This window comes from Amycolatopsis sp. CA-211722, from assembly GCF_056828465.1.
Genome location: NZ_CP184752.1, coordinates 3,330,557 through 3,356,553, shown reverse-complemented (window position 1 = coordinate 3,356,553; position 25,997 = coordinate 3,330,557). Strand labels below are relative to the sequence as shown.

General features: G+C 69.1%; 32 protein-coding genes. 12 read left to right on the top strand and 20 right to left on the bottom strand.

Going from position 1 to position 25,997, the window contains the following annotated elements; all coding sequences use genetic code 11:
- From ACOCEP_RS16630 to ACOCEP_RS16610, 5 genes are all read right to left on the bottom strand, one after another.
- Positions 1 to 843: a carbohydrate ABC transporter permease gene (locus ACOCEP_RS16630; RefSeq protein WP_034313318.1), complete on the bottom strand. Its 843-nt coding sequence runs from the start codon at positions 841 to 843 to the stop codon at positions 1 to 3.
- On the bottom strand, positions 843 to 1,793 hold the full coding sequence (locus ACOCEP_RS16625; protein WP_482338222.1) for a carbohydrate ABC transporter permease: 951 nt from the start codon (positions 1,791 to 1,793) through the stop codon (positions 843 to 845). Before ACOCEP_RS16625 ends, ACOCEP_RS16630 begins: the two co-directional genes overlap by 1 nt.
- Positions 1,790 to 3,112, bottom strand: a complete 1,323-nt coding sequence (locus ACOCEP_RS16620; protein ID WP_482338220.1) for an ABC transporter substrate-binding protein — start codon at positions 3,110 to 3,112, stop codon at positions 1,790 to 1,792. Before ACOCEP_RS16620 ends, ACOCEP_RS16625 begins: the two co-directional genes overlap by 4 nt.
- A 225-nt stretch (positions 3,113 to 3,337) precedes the next feature.
- A complete protein-coding gene (locus ACOCEP_RS16615) occupies positions 3,338 to 3,853 on the bottom strand; it encodes a YflT domain-containing protein (RefSeq protein ID WP_482338219.1) in 516 nt (171 codons plus the stop codon).
- Between the two features lie 145 nt (positions 3,854 to 3,998).
- Positions 3,999 to 5,195: an acyl-CoA dehydrogenase family protein gene (locus ACOCEP_RS16610; protein WP_482338217.1), complete on the bottom strand. Its 1,197-nt coding sequence runs from the start codon at positions 5,193 to 5,195 to the stop codon at positions 3,999 to 4,001.
- A 159-nt stretch (positions 5,196 to 5,354) separates the two neighbouring features.
- Between ACOCEP_RS16610 and ACOCEP_RS16605 the strand changes: the two genes are divergently transcribed.
- From ACOCEP_RS16605 to ACOCEP_RS16595, 3 genes are read left to right on the top strand one after another with little or no spacing between them, the layout of a single operon-like run.
- Positions 5,355 to 5,672: a DUF4190 domain-containing protein gene (locus ACOCEP_RS16605; RefSeq protein ID WP_482338216.1), complete on the top strand. Its 318-nt coding sequence runs from the start codon at positions 5,355 to 5,357 to the stop codon at positions 5,670 to 5,672.
- 31 nt (positions 5,673 to 5,703) lie between these two features.
- Entirely contained in the window at positions 5,704 to 6,078 is a 375-nt protein-coding gene (locus tag ACOCEP_RS16600) for a DUF4190 domain-containing protein (RefSeq protein ID WP_482338214.1), read from the top strand.
- A gap of 49 nt (positions 6,079 to 6,127) precedes the next feature.
- Complete coding sequence (locus ACOCEP_RS16595) at positions 6,128 to 6,778, top strand: DUF4190 domain-containing protein (RefSeq protein ID WP_482338212.1); 651 nt, start codon at positions 6,128 to 6,130, stop codon at positions 6,776 to 6,778.
- Between the two features lie 48 nt (positions 6,779 to 6,826).
- Here the strand turns inward: ACOCEP_RS16595 and ACOCEP_RS16590 are convergent, their stop codons facing one another.
- Positions 6,827 to 7,675, bottom strand: a complete 849-nt coding sequence (locus tag ACOCEP_RS16590) for a slipin family protein (RefSeq protein WP_482338211.1) — start codon at positions 7,673 to 7,675, stop codon at positions 6,827 to 6,829.
- A gap of 88 nt (positions 7,676 to 7,763) precedes the next feature.
- Here ACOCEP_RS16590 and ACOCEP_RS16585 point away from each other — a divergent pair, with 88 nt between their 5' ends.
- Genes ACOCEP_RS16585 through ACOCEP_RS16570 form a run of 4 tightly spaced genes read left to right on the top strand, consistent with a single transcriptional unit; the run spans position 7,764 to position 11,675 of the window.
- A complete protein-coding gene (locus tag ACOCEP_RS16585) occupies positions 7,764 to 8,675 on the top strand; it encodes an aminoglycoside phosphotransferase family protein (RefSeq protein WP_482338209.1) in 912 nt (303 codons plus the stop codon).
- Positions 8,676 to 8,719: 44 nt separating this feature from the next.
- Entirely contained in the window at positions 8,720 to 10,018 is a 1,299-nt protein-coding gene (locus ACOCEP_RS16580; RefSeq protein WP_482338208.1) for a magnesium transporter MgtE N-terminal domain-containing protein, read from the top strand.
- Positions 10,011 to 10,520, top strand: a complete 510-nt coding sequence (locus ACOCEP_RS16575; protein WP_482338206.1) for a DUF1003 domain-containing protein — start codon at positions 10,011 to 10,013, stop codon at positions 10,518 to 10,520. The genes ACOCEP_RS16580 and ACOCEP_RS16575 overlap by 8 nt, the downstream gene beginning before the upstream one ends.
- 9 nt (positions 10,521 to 10,529) lie before the next feature.
- A complete protein-coding gene (locus ACOCEP_RS16570) occupies positions 10,530 to 11,675 on the top strand; it encodes an Mrp/NBP35 family ATP-binding protein (protein WP_482338204.1) in 1,146 nt (381 codons plus the stop codon).
- A 77-nt stretch (positions 11,676 to 11,752) separates the two neighbouring features.
- Here the strand turns inward: ACOCEP_RS16570 and tatB are convergent, their stop codons facing one another.
- The 4 genes from tatB to sigE all read right to left on the bottom strand — a co-directional run bounded on the left by tatB (position 11,753) and on the right by sigE (position 15,329).
- Positions 11,753 to 12,172: a Sec-independent protein translocase protein TatB gene (gene tatB / locus ACOCEP_RS16565; RefSeq protein WP_482338203.1), complete on the bottom strand. Its 420-nt coding sequence runs from the start codon at positions 12,170 to 12,172 to the stop codon at positions 11,753 to 11,755.
- 55 nt (positions 12,173 to 12,227) lie between these two features.
- Entirely contained in the window at positions 12,228 to 13,757 is a 1,530-nt protein-coding gene (locus ACOCEP_RS16560) for a S1C family serine protease (RefSeq protein WP_482338201.1), read from the bottom strand.
- 280 nt (positions 13,758 to 14,037) lie between these two features.
- The gene (locus ACOCEP_RS16555; RefSeq protein ID WP_482338200.1) at positions 14,038 to 14,712 is read right to left on the bottom strand and encodes an anti-sigma factor family protein; all 675 of its coding nucleotides are present in this window, start codon (positions 14,710 to 14,712) and stop codon (positions 14,038 to 14,040) included.
- Positions 14,709 to 15,329 carry an RNA polymerase sigma factor SigE gene (sigE, locus tag ACOCEP_RS16550; RefSeq protein ID WP_037332153.1) on the bottom strand — a complete coding sequence of 207 codons (621 nt, stop codon included), beginning with the start codon at positions 15,327 to 15,329 and terminating at the stop codon, positions 14,709 to 14,711. The genes ACOCEP_RS16555 and sigE overlap by 4 nt, the downstream gene beginning before the upstream one ends.
- Before the next feature lie 178 nt (positions 15,330 to 15,507).
- On the opposite strand from sigE, the gene ACOCEP_RS16545 reads away from it, so the two are divergent.
- Positions 15,508 to 16,158: an O-methyltransferase gene (locus tag ACOCEP_RS16545; RefSeq protein ID WP_192746594.1), complete on the top strand. Its 651-nt coding sequence runs from the start codon at positions 15,508 to 15,510 to the stop codon at positions 16,156 to 16,158.
- A 13-nt stretch (positions 16,159 to 16,171) separates the two neighbouring features.
- Here ACOCEP_RS16545 and ACOCEP_RS16540 read toward each other — a convergent pair whose 3' ends face one another.
- Positions 16,172 to 17,416, bottom strand: a complete 1,245-nt coding sequence (locus ACOCEP_RS16540) for an MFS transporter (RefSeq protein WP_482339740.1) — start codon at positions 17,414 to 17,416, stop codon at positions 16,172 to 16,174.
- A gap of 108 nt (positions 17,417 to 17,524) precedes the next feature.
- Between ACOCEP_RS16540 and ACOCEP_RS16535 the strand changes: the two genes are divergently transcribed.
- The gene (locus ACOCEP_RS16535) at positions 17,525 to 18,409 is read left to right on the top strand and encodes a LysR family transcriptional regulator (RefSeq protein WP_482339739.1); all 885 of its coding nucleotides are present in this window, start codon (positions 17,525 to 17,527) and stop codon (positions 18,407 to 18,409) included.
- Positions 18,410 to 18,478: 69 nt separating this feature from the next.
- Positions 18,479 to 19,090: a phosphatase PAP2 family protein gene (locus ACOCEP_RS16530; protein ID WP_482338198.1), complete on the top strand. Its 612-nt coding sequence runs from the start codon at positions 18,479 to 18,481 to the stop codon at positions 19,088 to 19,090.
- 7 nt (positions 19,091 to 19,097) lie between these two features.
- Here ACOCEP_RS16530 and ACOCEP_RS16525 read toward each other — a convergent pair whose 3' ends face one another.
- A complete protein-coding gene (locus tag ACOCEP_RS16525; RefSeq protein WP_482338196.1) occupies positions 19,098 to 20,552 on the bottom strand; it encodes a leucyl aminopeptidase family protein in 1,455 nt (484 codons plus the stop codon).
- A gap of 90 nt (positions 20,553 to 20,642) precedes the next feature.
- Positions 20,643 to 20,810: a DUF3117 domain-containing protein gene (locus ACOCEP_RS16520; protein WP_005155393.1), complete on the bottom strand. Its 168-nt coding sequence runs from the start codon at positions 20,808 to 20,810 to the stop codon at positions 20,643 to 20,645.
- A gap of 195 nt (positions 20,811 to 21,005) precedes the next feature.
- On the opposite strand from ACOCEP_RS16520, the gene ACOCEP_RS16515 reads away from it, so the two are divergent.
- Both ACOCEP_RS16515 and ACOCEP_RS16510 read left to right on the top strand, forming a co-directional pair.
- Positions 21,006 to 21,800, top strand: coding sequence for an enoyl-CoA hydratase/isomerase family protein (locus ACOCEP_RS16515; RefSeq protein ID WP_482338193.1), 795 nt, complete (start codon positions 21,006 to 21,008; stop codon positions 21,798 to 21,800).
- A 110-nt stretch (positions 21,801 to 21,910) separates the two neighbouring features.
- Entirely contained in the window at positions 21,911 to 22,390 is a 480-nt protein-coding gene (locus ACOCEP_RS16510) for a hypothetical protein (protein ID WP_482338191.1), read from the top strand.
- On the opposite strand, the gene ACOCEP_RS16505 is transcribed toward ACOCEP_RS16510, so the two are convergent.
- The 7 genes from ACOCEP_RS16505 to ACOCEP_RS16475 are packed head-to-tail and all read right to left on the bottom strand — an operon-like array spanning position 22,387 to position 25,997.
- On the bottom strand, positions 22,387 to 22,956 hold the full coding sequence (locus ACOCEP_RS16505; RefSeq protein WP_482338190.1) for a DNA-3-methyladenine glycosylase I: 570 nt from the start codon (positions 22,954 to 22,956) through the stop codon (positions 22,387 to 22,389). The two genes, ACOCEP_RS16510 and ACOCEP_RS16505, sit on opposite strands and share 4 nt — an antisense overlap.
- Positions 22,949 to 23,398: an SRPBCC family protein gene (locus tag ACOCEP_RS16500; protein ID WP_482338188.1), complete on the bottom strand. Its 450-nt coding sequence runs from the start codon at positions 23,396 to 23,398 to the stop codon at positions 22,949 to 22,951. Before ACOCEP_RS16500 ends, ACOCEP_RS16505 begins: the two co-directional genes overlap by 8 nt.
- A complete protein-coding gene (locus ACOCEP_RS16495) occupies positions 23,395 to 23,697 on the bottom strand; it encodes a DivIVA domain-containing protein (RefSeq protein ID WP_482338186.1) in 303 nt (100 codons plus the stop codon). Before ACOCEP_RS16495 ends, ACOCEP_RS16500 begins: the two co-directional genes overlap by 4 nt.
- Positions 23,694 to 24,365, bottom strand: a complete 672-nt coding sequence (locus ACOCEP_RS16490; RefSeq protein WP_482338185.1) for a permease prefix domain 1-containing protein — start codon at positions 24,363 to 24,365, stop codon at positions 23,694 to 23,696. The genes ACOCEP_RS16495 and ACOCEP_RS16490 overlap by 4 nt, the downstream gene beginning before the upstream one ends.
- A complete protein-coding gene (locus ACOCEP_RS16485) occupies positions 24,362 to 25,012 on the bottom strand; it encodes a permease prefix domain 1-containing protein (protein WP_482338184.1) in 651 nt (216 codons plus the stop codon). The genes ACOCEP_RS16490 and ACOCEP_RS16485 overlap by 4 nt, the downstream gene beginning before the upstream one ends.
- The gene (locus tag ACOCEP_RS16480; protein ID WP_482338182.1) at positions 25,009 to 25,674 is read right to left on the bottom strand and encodes a permease prefix domain 1-containing protein; all 666 of its coding nucleotides are present in this window, start codon (positions 25,672 to 25,674) and stop codon (positions 25,009 to 25,011) included. Before ACOCEP_RS16480 ends, ACOCEP_RS16485 begins: the two co-directional genes overlap by 4 nt.
- Complete coding sequence (locus ACOCEP_RS16475; RefSeq protein ID WP_016331437.1) at positions 25,671 to 25,997, bottom strand: helix-turn-helix transcriptional regulator; 327 nt, start codon at positions 25,995 to 25,997, stop codon at positions 25,671 to 25,673. Before ACOCEP_RS16475 ends, ACOCEP_RS16480 begins: the two co-directional genes overlap by 4 nt.

Below are 25,997 nucleotides of genomic sequence, written 5' to 3'. Positions count from 1 at the left end.
TCAGCCCTTCACCGCACCGGACGTCAGCCCCGCCACGATGCGACGCTGGAAGAACAACACGAACAGGATGATCGGGACGGTGATCACCACGGCGGCCGCGGAGATCGTCCCGGTCGGGTCTTCGAACTGCGACGACCCGGTGAAGAACGACAGCGCCGCCGGGACCGTGCGCGAGGCCTCGGTCGAGGTCAGCGAGATCGCGAACAGGAAGTCGTTCCAGCAGAAGATGAACACCAGGATCGCGGTGGTGAACACCCCCGGTGCCGCCAGGGGCGCGATCACCTTCCGGAACGCCTGCGCCGGGGTCGCGCCGTCCATCTTCGCCGCCTTTTCCAGCTCCCACGGGATTTCCCGGAAGAACGCGGAAAGCGTGTAGATCGACAGCGGCAGCGCGAACGTGATGTAGGGCAGGATCAGCCCCGGCCAGGTGTCGAACAGGCCCAGCTCACGTTCGATGTTGAACAGCGGCGTCACCAGCGACACCTGCGGGAACATCGCGATGAGCAGCGACATCCCGACCAGCACCTGCTTGCCGGGGAAGTCCAGCCGCGCGATCGCGTACGCCGCCATCGTGCCGAGGACGACCGCGATCACCGTCGCGATGATCGCGATCCCGATCGAGTTCACCAGCGCCCTGATGAACTCCGTGGTCTCGAAGATGTCCGCGTAGTTCTGCCACGTCCATTCGGACGGGATGAAGTTCCCGTCGTCCAGGGTCTCCTTGGTCTTGAACGAAAGCGAGACCACCCAGAGCACCGGGAACAGCGCGAACACCAGCACGAGGATGTCGACGAGGCCCCATTTGAACTTGCGGCCGGGAGTGACCGCTCCACCGATGGCCATCAGCGCTTACCCCCATTGTCGCTACCGGGTGCGGCCGTGCCGAACACCTTGATGAAGATGAACGCGATGATCGCCACCGTGATGAAGATCAGCACCGCCATCGTCGACCCGATCCCGAGGTTCAGCCCCTTGACCAAATTGTTGTAGGTCTGCATCGACACCGACGACGTGTCCTGCGCGCCGTTCGTGAGCACGAAGATGTTGTCGAAGATGCGGAACGCGTCCAGGGTGCGGAACAGCAGCGCCACCAGGATCGCCGGCTTCATCACCGGCAGCATCACCTTCGTGAACCGCTGCCACGCCGTCGCGCCGTCCATCGCCGCCGCCTTCAGCAGGTCGTCCGGCACCAGTGCCAGGCCCGCCATCAGCAGCAGAGCCATGAACGGCGTCGTCTTCCACACCTCGGCCAGCACGATGATCGCCAGCGACGGCCAGTACTCGGTCAGCGGCGCGCTGTCCGGGAAGAACAGGTTGGCCAGGTAGCCCGTGTCCGGCGTCCAGGCGTAGTACCAGGAGAACGCCGCGACCACCGTCACGATGCCGTACGGGATCAGGGCGACCGTCCGCACGAGGCCCCGCCCGACCAGCGTCCGATGCATGATCAGCGCGAGCCCCATGCCCAGGACGAACTCGATCGCCACCGAAACGATGGTCAACCCCATCGTCGTCCCGAACGCGGTCCACCAATAACCGTTGGACAGCACCGCGATGTAGTTGTCGAGGCCGACGAACTCCTGCTGCGCCGGGAACCTGAGGTCGTAGCGCTGCAGGGAGAGCCAGATCGAGTAGATGATCGGGTACCCGGTGACCGCGATCATCACGATCGCCGCCGGGGCGCACAGCCACAGCCCGAGTCTGCGCTCGGCCTTCTTTCCTTCGCTGAGAACGGGTTTGGCCTTCTTGCCCGGTTCGGCCGCGGTCGCCGAGCCTGCGGTTTCCTGCACGGTCACGGGATCACCCCCTTCGACTGGAGCGCGTCGGCGAGTTCTTCTTTGAGCTTTTCCGCCGTCTTCTGCGGATCGATGGCGGAGGGCGGGGAGAGCACCTTCGACAACACCGTCGAGGCGTTCTGGTAGGCCGGGGTCAGCGGACGCACCGCGGCGTCCTTGAGGGCCTCCAGGATCGTTTCCCGCATCGGGTACTTCGTTTCCATACTCGGGTTGTCGTCACTCTGCGGCGCCGTCGCGTCGAGCGGCAGCGTGTCCGTGTAGAGCGATTCGATCGTCGGCGGGACACCGTCCTTGAGCGCGGAGAACTTCTGGTTCTTCGCGCTGCGCAGGCACAGCGCGACCTCGTAGGCCTCGGCCTTGTGCTTCGAGGTCGAGCTGACCGCCAGGTTGTAGCCACCGATCGTGGTCTTGGCCGGCTTGCCCGCTTCGAACTCCGGATAGGTGGTCCACTTGAAGTGCCGCAGCTCGTCCTTCTTCTCCTTGGCGTAGGAGGCGTAGACGAACGGCCAGTTCAGCTCGAAGGCGGCGTTCCCGCGCTGGAAGGCCTGGCGGACCTCGTCCTCCTTGGAGTTGGTCAGCGACGGGTCGGTGATCCCGGCCGTGGTGACCTTCTTGAGCATCTCCAGCGCCTTGACCGCGCCCTCGTCCATCACGACCGACTTGCCGTCGTCGGACAGGATCTTGCCGCCCGCCGACTCGACGAGCGTGTTGTAGATGACGACCAGGCCCTCGTACTGCGCGCCGGTGAACACGACGTTCGCCGGTTTGCCCTGCGCCTTGAGCGCCTGTGCCTGCTGGATCATCTCGTCCCAGGTCTTCGGCGGCGTCGGGGTCAGGCGGTCGTCGTACCAGAGCAGCTGGACGTTGGTGTTCTTGGTCGCCGCGTAGAGCTTTCCGTTCCACGTGGCGGTTTCGAGCGGTCCCGGCAGGACACCCGCGGTCGCCTCGGCCTTGGCTTCACCCGTCCATTCGTCGACCCAGCCCGCCTCGGCGAACTCCGAGACCCAGGTGACGTCCAGCCCCAGTACGTCGAGCGAATCGTCCCCGGCGGCCAGCCGTCGTACCATCTGTTCCCGCTGGCCGTCGGCCGGGCGCGGGAGCTTGTTGTACACGACCTCGTAGCGTCCGCCGGAGGCCTTGGTGCAATCGTCCACAACGGACTGGAAATTGTCTTCGGGCGCGTAGTAGACGTTGATCTTCAGCCCGGCGTCCGAACCGCAACCCGCCAGCAAGCCGGCCGTCAGCGCCGCCGCGCCGAGTAGCGAGCCGGTGCGGCCTGGTGAGCGGCCCCTCCGGCTCGCGCTCATCCTCTTCCCCATGAGGCCTCCTCACCCGCGCACGCTCGGGGAGCGGCGGCACTAGGACGCGTTGAAGAAGCCCGCGCGCCAGCACCCCGACGTGCTAGTGCTCGGGCGGACACGCTGGAGTACATGACCGCCCGACTGGTGTTGTGCAACCTATTCCGGGCGATCACCGCCCGCAAGCAGTATCGGTAACGATTCAGCGGACCGCACGGCGAACAGGTGAACGAGTACCGCCGAATGTCATCCGGCGGGGCGGCCGCCCAACGCCAGCTGGGCCAGGAGCTCACGCCCCTGTTCGGCCGAACGCGGCTGGCAGAGCACGTCATAACGGCCCGCGACCAGCTGGCTCGCGGAGGAGAAGTCGCGGCGGGACATGCTGTAACTGATCGCGGCGAAGACCGTCCACGCCAGGATGCCGAGCACGAGCCCGCCGATCATGGGCTGCCAGGCGAAACCCTGGTTGTTGAACATGCCCAGCAGCAGCCCGATGATCAGGCCGAACCACGCGCCGGACACCGCGCCTGTGCCGAGCACGCGGCCCCAGCTCAGCCTGCCGACGACGCGCTCGACGAGCATCAGGTCGACGCCGACGATGGTCACGTCGGCGACCCCGAACTCCTTCTCCGCGAGGAAACCGACTGCTTGCTGGGCTTCGCCGTACGTCGCGTAGGAACCGATCGGCCAGCCGGAAGGCGGGGTCGGCAGCCTGGGCAGCCCGCCCGCGGCCCGGCCGCTTCCGCCAAAGGGAGCACTCACGTAATCACCTCTCGCCCGTCCTGGTCCATCTTCTCAAGGACGGGCGAAAGGCGCGAACGTGAGCTGAAGGGCGCTTTCGTCGCGTGGGACGCGACGAAAGCGCCCTTCACCACATCAGATGTGGTGAAGGCGTCCTTCAGCTCCCTCAGGAGCGGGACTTGTACTCGCGAAGCAGACCGCGGCTGATGATGGTCTTCTGGATCTCGCTGGTGCCTTCGCCGATGAGCAGGAACGGCGCCTCGCGCATGAGCCGTTCGATCTCGTACTCCTTGGAGTAGCCATAACCGCCGTGGATGCGGAACGAGTCCTGGGTGACTTCGGCGCAGTACTCGCTGGCGATCAGCTTGGCCATGCCGGCCTCGACGTCGTTGCGCTCGCCGGAGTCCTTGAGGCGGGCGGCGTTGACCATCATCAGGTGCGCGGCCTCGACCTTGGTGGCCATCTCGGCGAGTTTGAACGCGACCGCCTGGTGCTCGGCGATGGCCTTGCCGAAGGTCTTGCGCTGCTGGGCGTACTCGACGGCGAGCTCGAACGCGCGGATCGCGATGCCGCAGGCGCGGGCGGCGACGTTGACGCGGCCGACCTCGACACCGTCCATCATGTACGCGAAGCCCTTGCCCGGCGCTTCGCCGAGGACCTTGTCGGCGCCGATCTTGTAGCCGTCGAACACGGCTTCGGTGGTGTCGACGCCCTTGTAGCCCATTTTGTCGATCTTGCCGGGGATGGTGAGGCCGGGAGCGACCTCGCCGAAGCCCTCGGGCTTCTCGACCAGGAACGTGGTCAGGTTCTGGTGGGCCTTCTCGGCGCCTTCGTCGGTCTTGACGAGCAGCGCGATCAGGTTGGAGCTGCCGCCGTTGGTCAGCCACATCTTCGAACCGTCGATGACGTAACCGTCGTCGGTCTTGCGGGCGCGGGTCTTGATCGCGGCGACGTCGGAGCCGAGGTCCGGCTCGGACATCGAGAACGAGCCGCGGACCTCACCGGTCGCCATCCGCGGCAGGAAGTGCTGCTTCTGCTCCGGCGTCCCGTGACGGGAGATCATGTGCGCGACGATGAAGTGCGTGTTGATGACGCCGGAGACGCTCATCCAGCCGCGCGCGATCTCCTCCACCACGAGCGCGTAGGTCAGCAGCGATTCACCGAGACCGCCGTACTCCTCCGGGATGGTGAGCCCGAACAGGCCCATCTCCTTCATCCCCTCGACGATGTCGGCGGGATAGGTGTCGGAATGCTCCAGCTCCTGCGCGCGCGGGATGACCTCCTTGTCCACGAACTGGCGGACCGTGGCCAGGATTTCGGACTGCACGTCGGTCAAGCCGGCGGTCTGGGCGAGGCGAGCCATCGCTGCTCCCTAAATTCGCGCGCGCCGGGCTCCCGGCGCTGGGTTACCGGTGAGTATGACGCCTGACGTGGGCCCCCGCTATGAGCGCAGTCACGCGTACGCCATCCGTGACCATGCCACTACAGTGACAAGCCGATCACAGTCCGAGGGGGACGAAACGTGGCTCAGCAGCCTTTCGGCGGATTCCCGCCGCACCAGCAGTACGCCTTCCCGAACCAGGCCCCTGCGCGGAGCAAGGACTCCGGCCTGGCGATGGCCGCCCTGATCTTTTCACTCTTCGGGCTGATCGGGCTGGTGTCCGTGATCCCCGGGATCGTCATGGGCCACGTCGCCTTCGCGAAGGCCCGGCGCGGCGAGGTGGGCGGCAAGGGCATGGCGCTCGCCGCGTTCGTCGTCGGCTACCTGATGATCGTCCTGTACGCCATCGCGATCCCCGTCGCGCTGAACATCGCCGCGAAACACGGGGCTTTCCGGTAGCGATACGGTCCTCGTCGACGAGGGGACCACCATGACGAATCCGTACGACCCGTATGGGCAGCAGCCGTCCGGTCAATTCGAGCAGCCCTACGGACTCCAGCCTTACCAGCCGCCGTCACAGCAGTACTACGTCCAGCAGACCTATGTGCGGCCGCCGGACCAGGGCATGGCCGTGGCGTCGCTGGTGTGCTCACTGATCGGGCTCGTCATGTGCTTCCCGGCGATCCTGGGGATCATCTTCGGGCACATCGCGCTTTCCAAGGCCAAACGCGGTGAAGCCGGCGGTCAGGGCATGGCGCAGGCGGGCATGATCATCGGGTACGTCGTGACCGCGCTTTGGCTGATCCCGCTCATCCTCTGGTTCGTTTTCGTGGTGCTCGCGATCGGAGCCGTAGGCGTCTCGTGACCCGTTCGGACGATACGGTGGTGTCCCGCACGAACCAGGGGGCAACCGGATGAGCAGTTCCGACTCGCAGGACACACCGTCGACGTCGTCCTACACCGACTCGAACACCTTCTCGGACCCGACTGTGGTGTCTTCGGCGGCCGAGACCGTGTCGGGCCCGCAGCCCTTTCAGCCGCCGGCGCCCTTCACGCCGCCTCCGCCGTTCGAGCCGCCCGCTCCGTTCGAGGTGCCTTCGGCTTCCGCCCCGGAGCCCCCTCCCGAGCCCGAGCCGGCTTCCGTTCCGGTTCCGATCGAGACGTACGGGCAGGCCATCGACCCGCTGACCGCCGAGCCCGTGCCGCCGCCCTACGCGGCGCCGGAGCCGCCGGTCCCGTCGGTCTACACGCCCGTGCCGTTGCCCGCGGCATATCCGCCGTCGCAGCCGTACAACCCGTACGCGGCGGTCGCTCCCCCGCGGTCGCAGGACAACGGGATGGCGATCGCCGGACTGGTGTGCTCGCTCGTCGGGATCTGCTCCTGTGTGACGGTGATCGTCGGGCTGATTTTGGGGCACATCGGGCTGGCGAGGGCGAACCGCGGCGAGGCGGGCGGGCGCGGCATGGCGCTCGCGGCGGTGATCGTCGCGTACGTCGTGATCGCGCTGTACGTCGGTTTCATCGGGACGATGATCATTCTCGGGGTGAACGGCGAGCTCGAGTGAGTGTCGGGCCTCGTGAGTGACAAGGACGGTTCTAACCGTCCTTACCACTCACGAGACCTGACCCACGTCGCCCGGTTCCCTCGGCGCCGGCGCCACCTGACCGTTGCTTTCCGAGACCTCCGGCTCCTCCGGAGGCGCCTCCTTCTTGGGCGTGTTCGCGTCGAGGAAGCGCAGCAGCTCCACCGGGAACGGCAGGACCAGCGTCGAGTTCTTCTCCGCCGAAACCTGCACGACCGTCTCCAGCAACCGCAGCTGCAACGCCGCCGGGGTGTCGGCCATGGTCGCCGCCGCCTGCGAAAGCTTGTGCGACGCCTGCAACTCCCCGTCGGCCGAGATGACCCGTGCCCGCCGTTCGCGTTCGGCTTCGGCCTGGCGCGACATCGAGCGTTTCATCGACTCCGGCAGCGCGACGTCCTTGATCTCGACGCGGTCGATGTGGATGCCCCAGTCCAGCGCCGGGCTGTCGATCATCAGCTCCAGGCCCTCGTTCAGCCGTTCGCGGTTCGACAGCAGGTCGTCGAGGTCGCTCTTGCCGATGATGGACCGCAGGGAGGTCTGCGCGACCTGGCCGACGGCCGAGCGGTAGTCCTGCACGTTGACCGCGGCGAGCACCGGGTCGATCACCTTGAAGTACACGACCGCGTCCACCCGGACGGTGACGTTGTCGCGGGTGATGCCGTCCTGCGCGGGAATCGGCATCGTGACTATCTGCATGTTGACCTTCTGCAGCCTGTCCGCGATCGGCACCAGCAGCGCGAGTCCCGGCTCCCGGATGGCGGGGCGCACCCGCCCGAATCGGAACACGAGACCGCGTTCGTACTGTTTCACCACGCGAAGGCTGGTCGCGAGCCAAGCACCGCCCGCGACCGCGACCGCACTGAGAATCTCCACCACCATGGCTGCTCCCGGGGTTGTTCTCGCTGTTCACGGTACGCCCGGCGGGTCACGAGGGAAACACGGTGGACAGGCCTGCCAAGGTGGGTTCGTGACCGGTTTCAAGATCCCGCCCAAGTTCCTCGACCGCGCCGCCGAACTCGGCCCCGGAGCCGCCGAGTGGCTCGATTCCCTCCCGTTCCTCGCCGAGAAGTACACCGCCAAGTGGCGGCTCGAGTACGACGGCGAGGCCATGCACGGCTTCGTCGGCGTCGCGCAGCCCGTGCGCCGCGCGGACGGCTCCCCCGCGATCCTCAAACTCGGCTGGCCGCACGAGGAATCCGACGACGAACCGCTCGCACTGTCCACTTGGGCCGGTCAGGGCGCGGTCCTGATGTACGACAACGTGCCCGAGGACGGCGTCCTGCTCCTGGAGCGGCTCGACGCGAGCCGGTCGCTCGAAACGGAGCCGATCCAGGAGGCCGTCGAGACCGTCGGCGCGCTGGCGCGGCGGCTGGCCGTCCCCGCTCCCGAAGCACTGCAGCGATCTCTTCGCGAGGAAGCCGCGGAGCTGGTCACCGAACTCCCGGAGGCTTGGAGCGAACTGGGCGAACCGTTCGATCGCAAGTACATCGACGCCGCCGTGGAAGTCTGCGTGAACCTCGGACCGGAGTCCGGTGAGCTGATGGTGAACGAAGACCTGCACTTCGAGAACGTCCTCGCCGGGACGCGCGAACCGTGGCTGGTGATCGACCCGAAGCCGCTTTCGGGCGATCTGGAGTTCGGCGCGATCTCGATCCTCTGGAACCGGGCAGAAGAGTCCACAATGGACGACAAGCTCACATGGTTCTGCGCGGCGGCCGGGGTGGACGCCGAACGCGCACGGGCATGGACGCTGGTCCGCGCGGTGCAGAACTGGACCTGGCTGTACGAAGACCTCGCCGAGGGCGCCTCGCCCGAAACTCTCGCCGAAGACCCGGCGTACGCCGCCGTCCCCGGAATCGCCGCCTGGGCATTGCGGTGAGCACACGAATCGTCTCCGGCCCCGGGAGCGGATAACCTTCGGGCATGGCAGCCGTGCACAGGGTATTCGCAGCTCAGCTGGCCGGTTTGCCGGTTTTCGGCCCCGATGGGGAATCGATCGGCAAGGTGCGGGACCTCGTGGCGGGCCTGCGCCTGGACCAGCAACCGCCGCGGATCCTGGGCATCGTGGTCGAGCTGACGACGAGGCGTCGCGTGTTCGTGCCGATGTTGCGCGTGACCTCGATCGAACCCAGCGCGGTCACGCTCGCCACCGGATCGGTGAACATGCGGCGCTTCCACCAGCGGCCGAACGAGGTGCTGGTGGTCGGGCAGCTGTTCGACGCGCACGCCACCCTCACCGGCTCGGACACGCGGGTCACCGTCGTCGACGCCGGCATGGAGCCGACGCGCACGCGGGACTGGGTGCTCGCGAAACTCGCGATCCGGGAGCGGTCGAGCAGGCTCGGCCTCGGCAGACGGCGTTCGGCGATGCAGGTGCTGCCGTGGGCGGAGGTGTCCGGGCTCGGGCTCACCGACCTGACCGGCCAGCCCCAGGGCGCGGCACAGCTGCTGATGCTGTTCGACACCATGCGCGCGGCCGACGTCGCCGCCACGGTCCGCGACCTGCCGCTCAAACGACGGCACGAGGTCGCCGACGCGATGGACGACGAGCACCTCGCCGACGTCATCGAGGAGCTCCCCGAAGACGACCAGAAGGAACTGCTGTCCTACCTCGCCGAGGAACGCGCCGCCGACATCCTCGAAGCGATGGATCCCGACGACGCCGCCGACCTGCTGGCCGAACTGGCCCCCGCCGAGCAGAACCGGTTCCTGGAGCTGATGGAACCCGAGGAGTCGGCACCGGTGAAGCGGCTGCTGAAGTACTCGTCCGACACCGCGGGCGGGTTGATGACGCCCGAGCCGGTGGTGCTGACGCCGGACGCCACGGTCGCCGAGGCGCTCGCGCACATCCGCAACGCGGATCTCCCGGTGGCACTGGCCAGCATGGTGTTCGTCTGCCGTCCACCGACCGAGACGCCGACCGGGCGGTTCGTCGGCGTCGTCCACTTCCAGCGGCTGCTGCGCGAACCGCCCGCCGAGATGGTGGCGAGCGCCGTCGACACGCAACTGCCCGCGCTGAAGCCGAACGCTTCGTTGTCCGAGGTCACGCGATACTTCGCCGCCTACAACCTCACCTGCGGGCCGGTGGTGGACACCGAAGACCACCTGCTCGGCGCGGTCACCGTCGACGACGTGCTCGACCACCTGCTCCCCGAGGACTGGCGCGAGACCGGCCTCCACGACATCACCGGCGAGATCACCGAGGAGGCCGAACGTGCCTGAACTTTTGCCCGGGCGGCGGCTGGACCAGCCCCGCGGCCAGAGCCGGTTCAGGCTGAACATCGACCCCGATTCGTTCGGCCGGTTCACCGAACGGATCGCGCGGTTCCTCGGCACCGGGAAGTATCTGTTCTGGCAGACGCTGATCGTCATCGTCTGGATCGTGCTGAACCTGGTCGCGGTCTCGCTGCGGTGGGACCCGTACCCGTTCATCCTGCTGAACCTGGCGTTCTCGACGCAGGCCGCGTACGCCGCGCCGCTGATCCTGCTGGCGCAGAACCGGCAGGACGACCGCGACCGCGTCTCGCTGGAGGAGGACCGGAACCGCGCCGCGCAGACCAAGGCCGACACCGAATACCTCGCGCGGGAGCTGGCGTCGCTGCGGATCGCGCTCGGCGAGGTCGCCACGCGGGACTTCCTGCGAAGCGAGCTCGACCGGCTCCGTGAGGATCTTGATGTCAAGCCTCGCAAGGGCAAACCGGACCGCACGCCTACCGGTACGTAACATGGTGGGGTGACCAGTACGCAGCAACTCCCCAGCGTCGACGATGTCCGCACCGCGCTGAAGGCCGTGTACGACCCGGAGATCAAGAAACCGATCACCGAACTCGGCATGGTCAAGGGCGTGGAGGTCGGCTCGGACGGTGTGGTCACCGTCGGGATCTACCTGACGGTCGCCGGCTGCCCCCTGAAGGCGACGCTGACCAACGACACCACCGAAGCCGTCAAGAAGCTCCCCGGCGTCAACGACGTCCGGGTCGAGCTCGACGTGATGAGCGACGAGCAACGCACGGAGCTGCGAAAATCGCTGCGCGGTGACGCCGCGGAGCCGGTGATCCCGTTCGCGCAGCCGGGTTCGCTGACCCGGGTCTACTGCGTCGCGTCCGGCAAGGGCGGCGTCGGCAAGTCCTCGGTGACGGTGAACCTCGCGGCCGCGATGGCCGAACGCGGGCTTTCCGTCGGCGTGGTGGACGCGGACATCTACGGGCACTCGGTGCCGCGGATGCTCGGCGCGCGGGAGAAGCCGACCAAGGTCGACACCATGATCATGCCGCCGCAGGCGCACGGCGTGAAGGTCATCTCGATCGGCATGTTCACCCCGGGCAACACCCCCGTGGTGTGGCGCGGGCCGATGCTGCACCGCGCGCTGCAGCAGTTCCTCGCCGACGTGTTCTGGGGCGACCTCGACATCCTGCTGCTGGACCTGCCGCCGGGTACCGGCGACATCGCGATCTCGGTGGCGCAGCTCATCCCGAACGCGGAGATCCTGGTCGTCACCACCCCGCAGCAGGCGGCCGCCGAGGTGGCCGAGCGCGCGGGCGCGATCGCGCTGCAGACGCGGCAGCGGGTGGCCGGGGTCATCGAGAACATGTCGTGGCTGGAGACGCCCGACGGCCAGAAGATGGAGATCTTCGGCTCCGGCGGCGGGCAGTCCGTGGCCGATTCGCTGTCGAAGTCGGTCGGGTCGACGGTGCCGCTGCTCGGGCAGGTCCCGATGGACCCGCGTGTGGTTTCCAACGGCGACGCCGGGACGCCGATCGTGCTGGCCGAGCCGGACGCGCCGGCGTCGCTCGTGCTCAAGGAGGCGGCGAAGAAGCTGACCGTCCGGGCGCGCGGGCTGGCCGGGATGATGCTGAACGTCAGCCCCGCGGGCCGCTGACCCCTGATGCGTTTAGTCCTCTAGTTGCGGTACTTGCACACGCAAGGACCGCAACTAGAGGACTGAACGCGGGTGGGTCAGGTGGCGTCCGGGTCGACCGGCGGGCGCTCACCCGGCTTCAGCGGCTCCGGCTGGGAAGCGGTCGCCGGGTAGCCGTTGGGCTTGGCAGAGCCGTTGGTCCCGTTGGCGCCATTGGTGCCGTTGATGTTGTTGATCCCCAGCGGATCCGAGTCACCGTCGAACAGGTGCTGGGTGACGACCCGCTTCGGGTCGAAGTTCCGCAGGCCCCTCAGGTCCTCCAGCGGCTTGCGCAACTGATCGAACTCCGGGCCCATCTCCTCGCGCAGCTGCGTCTTGGCACCGGTGGCGAAGTCGCGGACCTTGCGGACGCTCTTCGCCACCCAGGACGCCGCTTCGGGCAGCCGCTCCGGACCGAGGATGAACAGACCCGCGACGACGATGATGAGGATTTCTCCCCAGCCGACACTCTCGAACACCCGTGTGAACCTCCGCCTCGGCGTCTTCCCCGTTCAGGGTACCCGTCCGAACTCGCTAGTCCGAGGCCAGTTTCACGTCCACGACCAGAGAAGACCCATCCCGGACAAGGCGGACAGGGACCACTTCGCCGACTTCGCGGGCGCGGACCGCGACGAGCAGTTCCGCCGAGTCGCGCACGAGCCGTCCGCCGACCTCCGTGATGACGTCGCCTTCTTTGATCCCGGCGGCGGCCGCGGGGCCGCCAGGGGCGACGTTGCGGACCTGTGCGCCCATGGTGCTGGAGCCCGCGACGGTCGACGAAGCGTTGATGCCGATGTCGGGGTGGACGACCTTGCCGTCCTTGATCAGTGTTTTCGCGATCTTCACCGCGTAGTCACTGGGGATGGCGAACCCGATGCCGATGCTGCCGCCCTCGGCGCTGGACGAGCGGATCGCCGAGTTGATCCCGACCAGCGCACCGGTCGCGTCGACGAGCGCGCCGCCCGAGTTGCCGTGGTTGATCGCGGCGTCGGTCTGGATGGCCTCGTAGATCACCGGCGCGCTGCCACCGTCGCCACCGGCGGTCACCGGGCGGTTGAGCGCGCTCACGATGCCCGCGGTGACCGAGTTCTGCAGCGCCAGCGGCGAACCGACGGCGATCACCGAGTCGCCGACGGCGAGGTCGGAGGACTTCCCGACCTGCAGCGCGGTCAGGTTCTTGACGTCGACCTTGACCACGGCGAGGTCGGTCTTGGGGTCGGCGCCGACGACCTTCGCCTCGACGCGCTTGCCGTCGAAGAACACGGCGGTGACCTTGGTGGCCGCGTCGGCCGTCGCGGCGGAGATCACGTGTTCGTTCGTGAGCACGTAGCCCTGGGTGTCGATGACGACGCCGGAGCCCTGCTGACCGGCTTCGGCGCCGGGTTTGAACACTTCGAGCGAGACCACGGTGGGTGCCACCCGGTGGGCGATGTCCGCGATCGAGCCGGCCGGACGCTCCTTGGCCGCGTCGGCTTCGGAGATGCTGGCCTGCCCGGTCAGTTCGGTGCCGGTGTCGGCGAACCACCAGCCGATCAGCCCGCCGGCGGCGCCGATGACCAGCGCGACCGCGGCGAGCATCGCCAGCGCCTTCGTCTGCACGCGCCGCCCGAAAAGGACCTCAGGAAGGCTCAGCAGCGCACCTTGCGGGCGCTTCGCGTCCTTCTCCTCTTCCGAGTCCTGGTGCACGGCGGGTCCGGCGAGCACCGCTCCGGACGACGGGTCGCGCCAGGGATCCGAGGTCGTCGTCCACAGCGGGCCTTCGGCGCCATTCGCGGACGGTTCGGAGCCGTTGGTCCCGTGCGGCCGCTCCAGCACGACACCTTCGGCGCCCGGCGGGCGGCGGAAGGCCTCGGCGAGTGATTCCGGCGTCGGGGGCGCGAGGTTCAGGCCCGGCGCGGGCTGCCCGTTGCCGCTGGGCTGGTACAGCTTGTCGAAGGCTCCGTCGACGCCGCGCGGCCTGCCGAACGTGGCCGCCTGCGCCGGATCGACGGCGGGCCGGGCCAGCGGGCGCGGCGCCAGCCGATCCCCAGGCTGCTGCGGATTCGCGTTCGGCTGCTCGGTCATCATTCCCCGGGGCTGAGATCAGGTTGGCCGGACGCGAGAGTACGCCAAGCCTCACCCGGGATTCTGCCGTGACCACGGTGAAGTGCGCGTTGATTCCCCGAACCCGGCGAGAAATGTGACACATGAGGAAACTGTGTCTCACGACCTGCCGAAGGCGACCGCGCCACCGCGAGCGTCGTACGCGTGGGCATCGCCAGGAAGGTTTCCGCAAGCACGACGTCCCACCGTGGCTGAGGATCGGCGAGAACAGGGCGCGACGATCTGCTCCTGACGGGGCGGATCAGCGGGCGGACACCGGCATGGGCACGCTGGACGTGCTCGGGCTCGGCGTGGTGCTGCGCGGCGGCTCCGGCTGGGCGCCGCCCAGCTGCGCGGGCAGCAGCCCGGCGTTGACGCCTTGCGGCGGAGTCAAGCCGGTGTTCGGCTGGTCTTCGGTGCCGTCACCCGAGGTCGCGACGAGGGCCAGGGCGCTCAGCACCAGACCCGAAACGACGACTCCGGCGCCTTGCGCGTACTTCCGCCGGGCGAGGCCGAACCGCCCGCCGCCGAGGACGTTCGGCGACTGGCCCAACGGCGCCGATGATCCCAACGGCGCGGTACCGCCCAAGACCCCGGTGTCGCGAAGGCCGGCGACCCGGTCGGGGCGCTGGATGGCCACCAGCTGACCGTCGGCGGTCATCGCCAGGTTGTCCGGCGTACCGGGAAGTTCGGTGTTCTGCGGGATGGAGCACAGGCTGGCCAGGAAACCCGCCGACATCGACGGGGCTCCCGCCTGCTTCACGGCCGCGACGGCCTGGCGCTGGGCGGTCACTTCGGCGGCGCAGGACTGGCAACGGGCGATATGCGCCGAAGCCCGGTCCTGGGCGCCGAGGGACAGCTCGCCGTCCACGAAGGCGACGATGGCGTCCGGAAGCAGATGCGACTCGGGGAGTCCCCAACCTCGCGGTGCGGTCATACCCCCACCTTCGCAGACTCCTGCGCCGCGGCGCGACGGCGCTCCAAAGAAGCGCGAAGCGCCTGGCGGCCGCGGTGGATCCGGCTGCGCACGGTGCCGAGTTTGACACCGAGGGTGGCGCCGATCTCCTCGTACGAGAGGCCTTCGACGTCGCACAGCACGACCGCGGCACGGAACTCGGGCGGCAACTCGTCGAGCGCGGCCTGCAGGTCCGGGTCGAGATGGGTGTCCGAGTAGACCTGCTCGGGGCTCGGGTCGTCACCGACGATGCGATCGGTGTCCTCGGGGAGGCCTTCCATCCGCACACGCGAGCGACGGCGGGCCATGTCGAGGAAGAGGTTCGTGGTGATGCGGTGCAGCCAGCCTTCGAACGTGCCGGGCTTGTAGGACGCGAGCGAGCGGAAGACCCGGATGAAGGTCTCCTGCGTCAGGTCCTCGGCGTCGTGGGCGTTACCGGTCAGGCGGTATGCCAGCCGGTACACGCGGTCGGCGTGCTCACGCACGACCTCGTCCCACGAGGGCGGCGTCCATGCGGCCTCGTCCACCGTCACCGGCGTGACCTGGTCCGCGTGCTGGTCCTGCATCGTGTCCTGCATCGGGGAAGTAGGCACCTCCATCAGCGTCTTCTCCCAACTACTCCACCCAACGCGGGCGATGAGCACGGTGTTCCCGTTGTCGAGGACCAGTCTGTCCGGCCTGCTTATGTTTCTAGTGAGACTGGACTGAGAGGAGGCTGAGAAGTCGTTACCAGGAGTCTTCTGCTCTTTTGACGATAGGCAGCGCTAACCTCCGCGTGTGAATTCCGGGACGCATGCGGGCTCGCCTGCCGAGGCCGCCGACGCCGATCTCGTCGACGGCTACGTCCCCGACGACGAGGTTCTGGCCGCCGCGCGGGCGCGGTCGGCCGATCTGGGCTGCGGCCCGCTGAGCGCGGGCGCGGGTGCGACTCTCCGTTTTCTGGCCACGACGCTGCGGGCGAAGGCCGTCGTCGAGGTCGGGACCGGGGCCGGGGTGAGCGGGTTGTGCCTGCTCGGCGGCATGGTCGACGACGGAATCCTCACCTCGATCGACATCGAGCCGGAGTACCACCGGGCGGCGCGGGCGGCGTTCCGCGAAGCCGGCTACGCGCCGGGGCGGACCCGCCTGATCATGGGGCGCGCGCTCGACGTCCTCCCCCGGCTGACTCCGGGCGGCTACGACCTGGTGTTCGTCGATTCGGCGCCGGTCGAGTACCCGAGTTGCTACGAGAAGGCCGTCTCGCTGCTGCGGCCCGGCGGGATACTGGCGTTCCACAACGTCTCGGGGACCAGGGTGACCGATCCCTCACGGCGTGATCCGGACACCCTGGCGCTGCGGGAGGTCGCGCGGGCGTTCCGGGAGGACGAGCGGCTGGTCCCGGCGCTATTGCCGGTGGGCGGCGGGCTGCTGGTCGCCGCGATCGCGTAGCAAGGGACCTTTGCTACCGCCGGGGGCTGAAGGACGCTTTCACCGCATCGGACGCGACGAAGGGCGCTTTCACCGCGTGTGACGCGGGGAAAGTCCCCTTCAGCACGGCCACCGCGGCGAGCGCCAGCCAAGCGGCGGTGAGCACGATCAGCCAGGTCCAGCCCGCGTGCCCGTAGACACTCGCGCCGACAGCGCCGCCGACGCTGCTGCCGAGGTAGTACGAAAGCGTGTAGAGCCCGCCCACCTGGCCTCGGGCGTTCTCGGGCGCCTCCGCGGCGGCCCAGCCGTTGGCGACGGCGTGCGCGGCGAAGAACGCGCCGGTCAGCACCACGAACCCCGCGACGACCATGGGCAGCGAGTCGGACAGCGTCAGCGCGGCGCCCGCGATCGTGAGCAGCAGCGCACCGGCGAGCGACCGGCGACGCCCGAACCTGCCGACGAGTTTGCCCGCCGTCGCCGACGAGACCGAGCCCATCGCGTACGCGAGGAAGACGAGCGACGCGATCGCGGGCGACAGGTTCAGTGGCTCGCCGGTGAGGCGGAATCCGGCCGCGTTGTACAACGCGACGAACGAGCCCATGGCCAGCAGAGCGACCGCGTACTGGACCAGCAGGACCGGCTTCCGGACGGCCGCGCCGAGCCCTGCCAGCACCGCCCTGCCCTGCTCACGCAACCGTTCTGACCTGCGACGATTCGGGGAAGTGGTAGCAAAGGTCCCTTGCTCCCCCGGCGGCAGGGCCAGCACCGTGACCACCGTGCAGACCAGCCCGATCCCCGCGACCACGATCAGCGCGCCGTGGTACCCGAACGGTCCGGCGGTGAACCCGGCCGCGAGCCGTCCGACCATGCCACCGATGGTGTTCCCGGCGATCATCGCGCCCACCGCCGCCGCGAGCCCGGCCTTGCCGAGCCGTTCCGCGAGGTAGGCGGCGGCCACTCCGGGGAACCCCGCGATCGCGACTCCCTGCAGTGCCCGCAGTACGAGCAGCGCCGGATAGCTGGGCGCGAGCGGCAGCAGGAAACCGAACACGACCGACGCGACCACCGACGCGATGATCACCGGACGCCGTCCCACCACCTCGGAGAGCGCCGCGATGGGCAGCACGGCGATCGCGAGCGCACCGGTCGCGACACTCACCGCGAGCGAAGCGCCACCGGGGTCGAGGTGATACTGCTCGGCCAGCTGTGGCAGCACCGGCTGCGGCGCGTAGAGCAGCGCGAACGAGGAGATCCCGGCCGCGGCGACGGCGATCGTCACGCGACGGGTGGTGGTTCCGGTGGCAGGCACGGTCCCGAAGCTAAGCCTGGCTAAACGATACGTCTAATACGCTCATCTGCCACAATCGATACCGTGCTGAATGAAAGGATGACCGCCCAGCTAGCCCCCCAGCTCGCGCTGCTCACCGCACTCCGCCGCACGACGAACGTCACACGCGCGGCCGAACTGCTCGGCGTCCCACAGCCCACGGTAAGCCGCCGGATCTCGGCGCTCGGCGAGGCCCTCGGCGCCCCGCTCACGGTCCCCGACGGTCGCGGCATCCGGCTCACCCGGGCCGCCGAGCTGCTGGCCGACGCCGCCGAGCGCGCGCTCGCCGCCGTCGACGCCGGAGTCCGCCAAGCCCGTGAAGAGGTCGACCCCGAATCCGGGCACGTCGTCCTCGGCTTCCTGCATCTGCTCGGCAGGTCGCTGGTCCCCACGCTCCTCCGCGGCTATCGCGCGGATCATCCCGGCGTCCGGTTCACCCTGGTCCAGGGGTCGCGTCAGGACATGGTCGACAGGCTGACCAGCGGCGAACTCGACCTCGCGCTGCTCGCACCCGCGCCCGTCGACGACCCGCTGCTCGACACCGCCGTGCTCACCGAGCAGGAGATCTTCCTGTCCGTTCCGACGTCCCACCGCCTCGCGGGCCGGTCCAGCGCCGCCATCGAGGACCTCGAGGACGAGGAGTTCGTGCTCCTCGAAACCGGCTACGGCCTCCGCACCATCACCGACGAGCTGTGCGCCGCGGCCGGCTTCGAGCCGAAGATCGCCTTCGAGGGACAGGAGTCCGACACCGTGCGAGGCCTCGTCGCGGCCGGGCTCGGCGTCGCGCTGCTCCCCCGGTTCGAGCCGGGCAGCCCGGCGGGGGTCGTCGAAGTCCCGTTGGTGCCGCCGGTCGGACGGACCATCGGGCTGGCCTGGCGTCGCGATGTCGTCCTGCCGCCCGCCGTGCTGCGGTTCCGGGAGCGGGTTCGCGCACAACCCTGGTGACGATCGTCAGGGTCGATCCGTGCCGTTCGTCCACCACGCGAGCACGTCGTTTTCGCTAACTTCGGGTGAATGTACGACGACATCGTGGAGTTGGCGGGTGCGAGCCCGAGCTGGCTTCAGGCGACGGGGATCCTGTTCACCGAAGCAGGGCTGCTCGCCTTCGCGGCACTCTTCGCCTGGATGTTGTGGCGGGCGCGCACCTCACCCGTCCGGATCGCCGTGGCGCTGCTGCCGCCCGCCGCGACCGCGATCGCGTACCTGATCAGCGAAGGGCTCAAGAGCGTGATCCAGGAGGACCGGCCGTGCCGGAACCTCGTCACGCTCGTCGACTGCCCGCCGATCGGCGACTGGTCCTTCCCGAGCAACCACTCCACCATCGGGGCGGCGGCCGCCGTCGGGCTGGCGCTCGCTTGGCGACGGCTCGCGCTGTGGGTGCTGCCGGGCGCGGCGCTGATGGGCTTCTCACGGGTCTTCGTCGGCGCGCATTACCCGCACGACGTGCTCGCCGGGCTCGTCCTCGGCTCCGTCACGGCGTGGCTCGTGTTCCGGTACCTGACCGGCCCCGCGACCGGGCTCGCCCGCCGGCTCACCGCGCATGCCGGAGACGCGCCGACGCAGCCCATGCCCAGGGTCGACCTGCGGGGAGGGAGCAAGGGACCTTTGCTACCACCCCGCAGGTAACCGCAGGTCAGGCGTAGGAGGCGACCAGTTCGACCAGCGTCCGCGCCGCGAAACCGGTGGCCCCGGGCACGACGTCGGCGTAGGTCTTGTCGGCCCGCGCGGGGCCGGCGATGTCGAGGTGCGCCCACGGCACCTCGCCGACGAACTCCCGCAGGAACAGCGCCGCCGTGATGCCGCCGGGACCACCCGGCATCTGCCGGACGTCACCGTGCGAGCCCTGCACGGTCTCGGCGAGGTCCTCCAGCAGCGGCATCCGCCACCACGCCTCGCCGACCCGCTCGCCCGCCTTCGTGACCCGCTCCGCGAGCGCGTCCTCGGTGGCGAAGACGCCGCCGGTGCGGACGCCGAGCGAGACCTTCATGGCCCCGGTCAGGGTCGCCGCGTCGATCACCGCGTCCGGCTTGTGCTTCTTGATGCCGTAGACGAGCGCGTCGGCCAGGACCATGCGGCCCTCGGCGTCGGTGTTGCCCACCTCGGTGGTCTTGCCGCCGTAGTGCCGGACGATGTCGCCGGGCCGGTACGACGAACCGGACACGTGGTTTTCGGCGGCGGGCACCAGCCCGGTCACCTTCACCGGCAGGCGCAGCGCGGCGATCGCGCGGACCGCGGCGATGATCGCCGCGCCGCCCGCCATGTCGGTGCGCATGAGGTGCATGCCGTCGGCCGGTTTGATCGAAAGGCCGCCGGTGTCGAAGGTGATGCCCTTGCCGACCAGCAGCAGATGCGTCGTCGCCCCGCGCGGCCGGTATTCCAGCTCGATCAGCCGCGGCGGCGCGGCAGACCCGCCGCCGACGGCGAGGACACCGCCGAAGCCCTGCTCGGCCAGCCACTTCTCGTCCCGCGCCGTCACGGTCAGGTTCGGGATGCCACCGGCGACCCGGGCGGCCGTGTCGGCGAGCCAGGCGGGGGTCTTGACGTTCGACGGCGTGTTCGCCAGGTCGCGCGCGAACGCGGCGGCCGCGGCGAGTTCGCGAACCCGGTCCAAGGCGTCCGCGTGACGTGTGATCAAGCGCACGGTCCGCAGGCTCGGCTTCGGCTCCTCGGCCGTCACCGTGAACCGGTAACCGCCGAGCAGCAGCCCGAACGCGAGTTCCTCGACGTGCTCGGCGCCGGCGTCCTCGGGCAGTTCGACGGCGAAGGCGCGGAACGCCTTCTGCCCCGCCTTGACGTCGTCCTCCAGCGCCGAGGAAACGGCACGGACCAGCGCCGCGCCGGCTTTGCGGTACTGCTTGGGCTCGCCGTCGCCGATGCCCGCCAGCCAGCGGACGCCGCCGGTCGGCACGGTCTGGACGTCACCGGCCTTACCGGTGGGACGTACACCGCCGATCTCCGCGAGCCCGGCGTCACCGTCCTCTTCGGACGGCGCGGCGATCAGCGTGGCCAGCGGCGTACCGCGCCTGAGGTCGTCCGAGACTTCGAGTTCGAGCAGCTTCCCCGGAACGGGGGGTAGCGGGTTACGCACAGTGAGCGACCTCCGGGCGCAGATGAACCGCGACCCCGGCCTCCGAGAGGAGACCGGGGTGCGGGTGGTTGAACGTTGGTGCGGTCCGGCTCAGCCGGTGACCTCCTGCAAGGCCGCGCCGAGATCCTTCGCTTCTTCCGCGGAGAGTTCGACGACGAGACGCCCACCACCTTCGAGTGGTACGCGCATCACGAGGCCCCGCCCCTCCTTAGTCACTTCGAGGGGACCATCTCCGGTCCGGGGCTTCATGGCCGCCATAGCGTGCTCCCTCCGTCTCAACCGGCGCGCCCGGGTCGCGCTCGTCAAAGCCAGCCGGGTCTACTGTCCATTGTCCCTCATCAGCGGCCGAGCGCGAACGCGGACCGATCTTTTGCCGCCGTATCGGTGCTGGTATGCGGCTCGCGAGGCTGAAAGACTCCTCTCTGACCGCAGTTTCGCCGACTAGGAGATCCCGTGACCACATCCGACGTTCTGCTGACCGCCGACGCCGATGGCGTGCGCACCTTCACGCTGAACCGGCCGCAGGCGTACAACTCGCTGACCGTCGAACTCAAGGAACTGCTGCTGGCGGGCCTGACCGAGGCCGCGGCCGACGACAGTGTCCGCGCGGTCGTGCTGACCGGTTCGGGCAAGGCGTTCTGCGCCGGGCAGGACCTGAAGGAGCACGTCGGGCTGCTGCAGGCGGGTGACCCCGCGCCGCTACACACGGTCAAGGAGCACTACAACCCGATCGTCAAGACGATCGTCACGATGCCGAAGCCGGTCATCGCGGCGGTGAACGGCCCGGCGGCCGGCGCGGGCGCGGCCTTCGCGTACGCGAGCGACCTCCGGATCGCCGCGACGTCGGCGAACTTCCTGATGGCGTTCGCGAACGTCGGCCTCGGCCCGGATTCGGGCGCGTCGTGGACGCTGCAGCGGCTGATCGGTCTCGGCCGCGCGGCCGAGCTGATGCTGCTGGCGCGCACGGTCGACTCGGCTGAGGCGCTGACGCTGGGACTGGTCGGCGAAGTCGTTCCGGACGAGGAACTGGCCGCCCGCGCGCAGAAGGTCGCCGCGAAGCTCGCGGCGGGCCCGACGGTCGCGTACGCGAAGATCAAGAACGTCCTGTCCGTCGCCGCGGAGTCGTCCCTCGAAGAGGCGCTGGACGCCGAGGACGCCGCGCAGTCCGCGCTCGGCGCGACCGCTGATCACACCGAAGCGGTGGAGGCCTTCGTGGGCAAGCGCAAGCCGAACTTCCAGGGCAAGTAGCCCCTCGCCGCCTGCTATGAACGGTCCGTTCCTTGCAAATTCTGCAAGGAACGGACCGTTCATAGCGCGTGCGGGGACCGGTACCGGGCAACCGCGGCTAACCTCCCGCAGTGCTCCCGCCCCACCTTCGGACAGCAGCCGCTGAGCACGACCTCGGCGGTTTCCTCCGTCGCTACCGCCGCAGGCCGGGCCTTGTCGGGACCTTCTTCGCCTTCGCACCTCTCGCGGGCGCGCTGGCGCTCGGGATCCGCGAAGGTGACCTGACCGGAGCGCTCGCCATCATCCTGTTCGTGTGGCCGCCGCTCTTCCTCTGGTGGTGCGTGTCGACAAGGAGACGGCTCGACAGTGGCCTGTACGTCTTCGAAGGCGGTTTCGCCGACGTACACGGCCGCAAGGTGCTCCACGCGATCACCTGGCCCGAAGTCCGCTCGGTCCAGTACGCGACCCGCTCCCTCTGGGCGGGCCTGATCCCCGTCGCCCGCACCGCGCGCTGCGTGATCGAACTGAGCGACGGCGGCAGGATCGAACTCGACGGCAGCTACCGCGCGCTGCACGGACTGGCCGAAGACCTCCACGCCCGCTCGGCCTAGGCGGCCCGGAAGCAGTCCTTCACGTGGTCGTCGACCATCCCGGTCGCCTGCATCAGCGCGTAACAGGTCGTCGGCCCGAGGAACACGAAGCCGCGCTTCTTGAGGTCCTTCGCCATGGCCTTCGACTCGTCGGTGATCGCCGGGACGTCCGCCATCCGCCGCGGCCGCTTCTGCCGAGCCGGCGCGAACGACCACAGCAGGTCGTCCAGCGAACCGTCCAGCTCGGAGATCGCCCGCGCGTTGGTGATCGCCGCGAGGATCTTCGCCCGGTTCCGCACGATCGACGCGTCCGCCATGAGCCGGGCGACGTCGTCGTCGGTGAAGACCGCGACCTTCTCCGGCACGAACCCGGCGAACGCCGTCCGGAACGACTCCCGTTTCCGCAGGATCGTGATCCACGAAAGCCCGGACTGGAACGACTCCAGGCAGAGGCGTTCGTACAGCTCTTCATCGCCGTGGAGCGGGAAACCCCATTCGGTGTCGTGGTACTCGGCGTAGTCCGGCGCCGAATTGCCCCACGAGCACCGCTTGATCCCGTCCGCCCCCAGCAGACCCGCCTCAGCCAACCCGGTACCCCTCCGCGTACTTCACGAATCTCTGCAGGCTCAGCCGCAGCCCCAGTTCGAAGCCCGGTTTCGCGACCGGCCAGCCGAGCCGCCCGACGACACCGAACGGCGGCCGCAGATGCTCCGCCCAGACGAACGTCGACGCGTGCGGACCCTTCTCGATCACCTGGAAGACCCCGGTGCCCTGCACGATCTTGCCGAGATGCCGCACGACACAGCGCAGCGGCGGTTCCCAGCCGGTGATCTCCATGGTGTCGGTGAACCCGATCCCGGCCACGCCGGTGAACGCCGACAGCTTCGACCCCACGCTACGCCCGTTGCCTTCGACGACCTTGACCTCGGTGCCGAGCATCCATTCGCCCTGGCGTTCCCAGTCGGTCAGGGCGAGCCAAGCCGTCCCGGCCGGTACCGCGACGTCGACGGAGACGACGACATCGGTCACCTGGCGCCCTCGCGCTCGGCCTCCAGCGCGGCCACCTTGGCGCGCAGCTCCTCGATCTCGACGCCGAGCCGCCGCATCACCCAGTCCACTTCGGACATCTTGTAGCCGCGCAGCACCATCTGGTAGCGGACGGCGTGGACGTCCTCGGCGGTGAGGTCCTCGGCGGGCAGCCTGGTCGGCGAGCTGCCGGGCGGCAGCGGGGCCAGCTCCTCGCCCCGGCCGAACACCACGGCGGCCAGCAGAAACACCACGGCGGCCACCAGCAGCATGACTACGAGATAGATCAGGGCGGTCGTCACGCCACGATCGTGGCACACGAACGCCACGATCGTCGCGCCAGCAACGCGAGTCGCACGCTGAGGACCACCCAGAGCACCATCAGGATCCCGCACGGCACCGACAGGAACAGTCTCGACGCGTCGATGACGCCGGTGGCGATCACCAGCAACGCCACCGAAAGCAGGTTCAGCCCGACGGCCTCGCCGATCAGCACGCCGGCGGTCTTGACCAGCCGGGCGCCGTCCATCCGCCGGGAGAGCCACCGCATGGAGACGAGGGCGATCACCCCCAGCACCGGCACGATGAAGACCGAACCGTGGGTGAACTGGGCGATGTACTTGTACCAGCCCGGCGCCGGCGCGAGCTGCGACCACTCGCCGAAGGTCCATTTCCGGGCGAACTCCCAGGCGAGCTGCATCAGCGGCACACCGAGGATCAGTTTCCACAGGGTGCGGGTGCCGCTGTGCATACCCAGTTCGGCCTGGTAGTCCCGGGCGATCAGGTGCACCGGCCCGAAATCCGCGACGGCGCGCCGCTGCGCCTCGTGTTCGCTCCAGCCTCCGTCGCGGTACGCGTCCGCGGCGTCGTCGAGCCCGTCCCGCGCTTCACGCAGCAGATCCCGCTTCGCCGTCGCCGGGCCGTCCAGCCGGGCGCGCAACTCCCCGAGATAGGCCTCGATCGCCGTCATGCCGTGGTTCTCCAACTCCGCGCGGCGACCGTGAGCCGCATGCTGAACAGGATCCAGGTTCCGGACAGGGCCGCGCACGGCACGCTGACGAGCATCCGCGCGGGCTCCAGCAGCCCGGTCGCGCCGCCGTAGGTCGCGACCGCGACGAGGTTCAACCCCACGGCCGCGGCCAGCGTCCACGAGACCGCGCGCGCGGCCGGCGCGCCGGCCGTCCGACGCGAGAGCAGCCGTGCCGCGAGCAGCCCGGCGATCGCGACCGCCGGGGACAACGCCGCGAGTGTGTCGGCCGTGCCGATCGCTCGGTGGTACCACGACGGCGCGGCGCCGAGCTCCGACCAGTCGGCGAAGCCCCGCGCCAGATCCCAGGCGAGGATCAGCAGCGGGACACCGGCGATCAGCTCCCACAGCACGCGGATGTCGCGCCGCAGCCCCAGTTCCGCCTGGTAGTCGCGGGCGATCACCGCGACCGGGCCGAAGTCGGCGACCGCACGGCGTTCGGCTTCCGCCTCGTCCACACCGCCCGCGCGATACGCCTCGGCCGCGTCGATCAGACCGTCCCTGGCCTCGGTGAGCAGGTCGGCTTTGGCCGCCCGCGGCCCGGACAGGCGGGCGTCGAGTTCGCCGATGCAGGACTCGATCGCGTTCATGCGGCGAGCGCGGGCCGGGGCCGGAAAGCCGGTGTGAGCAGCCAGAAACTGAAGGCGACCCAGCCGAGCGCCACCAGGTTGCACACGAGGCTGACGTTCATCCTCGACGGATCGAGAACCGTGGTGCTCACGGTGAGCAGCAGCAGCGCCAGCAGGTTCGTGCCCGCCGCGGCACCCACCGTCCACCGCGTCACCTTTCCCAGCCTCACGCTGTCGAGCCGGCGCCCCAGCCGCCGGGCCCCGAAAAGCGAAACCGCCCCGATCACGGCCGGAACGAGGACCAGGACGCCGAAGAGTTCGATGACGGCCATGTACCACTCCGGGTTCGGCTTTCCCGAGCGGCTCCAGTCGCCATAGGTCCAGATCCGTGCCAGCTCCCAGGTCACCTGGATCACCGGCACACCGACGATGACCTTCCACAGGGTGCCGATGTCGCCGCGCAACGCCAGCTCGGCCTGATAGTCACGCGCGATCACCGCGACCGGGCCGAAGTCGGCGACGGCGCGACGTTCGGCCTCCGCCTCGCCGACACCGCCTTCGCGATACGCCTCGGCCGCGTCGACCAGACCGTCCCTGGCCTCGGTGAGCAGATCGGTCTTCGCCTTCGCCGACCCGTTCAGCCGGCGGTCCAGATCGCCGAGATAACCGTCGATCGTGCTCATGCCGTGCTCCCCCCGAGGACACCACCGATCACGGTGGTGAACTCCTGCCACTCCGCCCGTTCCGCCGCCAAGGCCTTCTGCCCGGAGCGGGTGAGCTTGTACGTACGACGTTTGCGGCCGGACACGACGTCCCATTCGCTGGCGAGGTATCCGGCGCGCTCCAAGCGGCGAAGCGCCGGATAGACGGTGCCCGTCGGCAGGTCGAGCGCACCGTCGCTGCGGAGCTGGAGCGCCTCGATGATGGCGTACCCGTGCAGCTTCCGGCCGTCGAGGACGGCGAGGAGCAGCGCGTCGAGGTGCCCGCGCAGGCTGTCGGCCTTCAT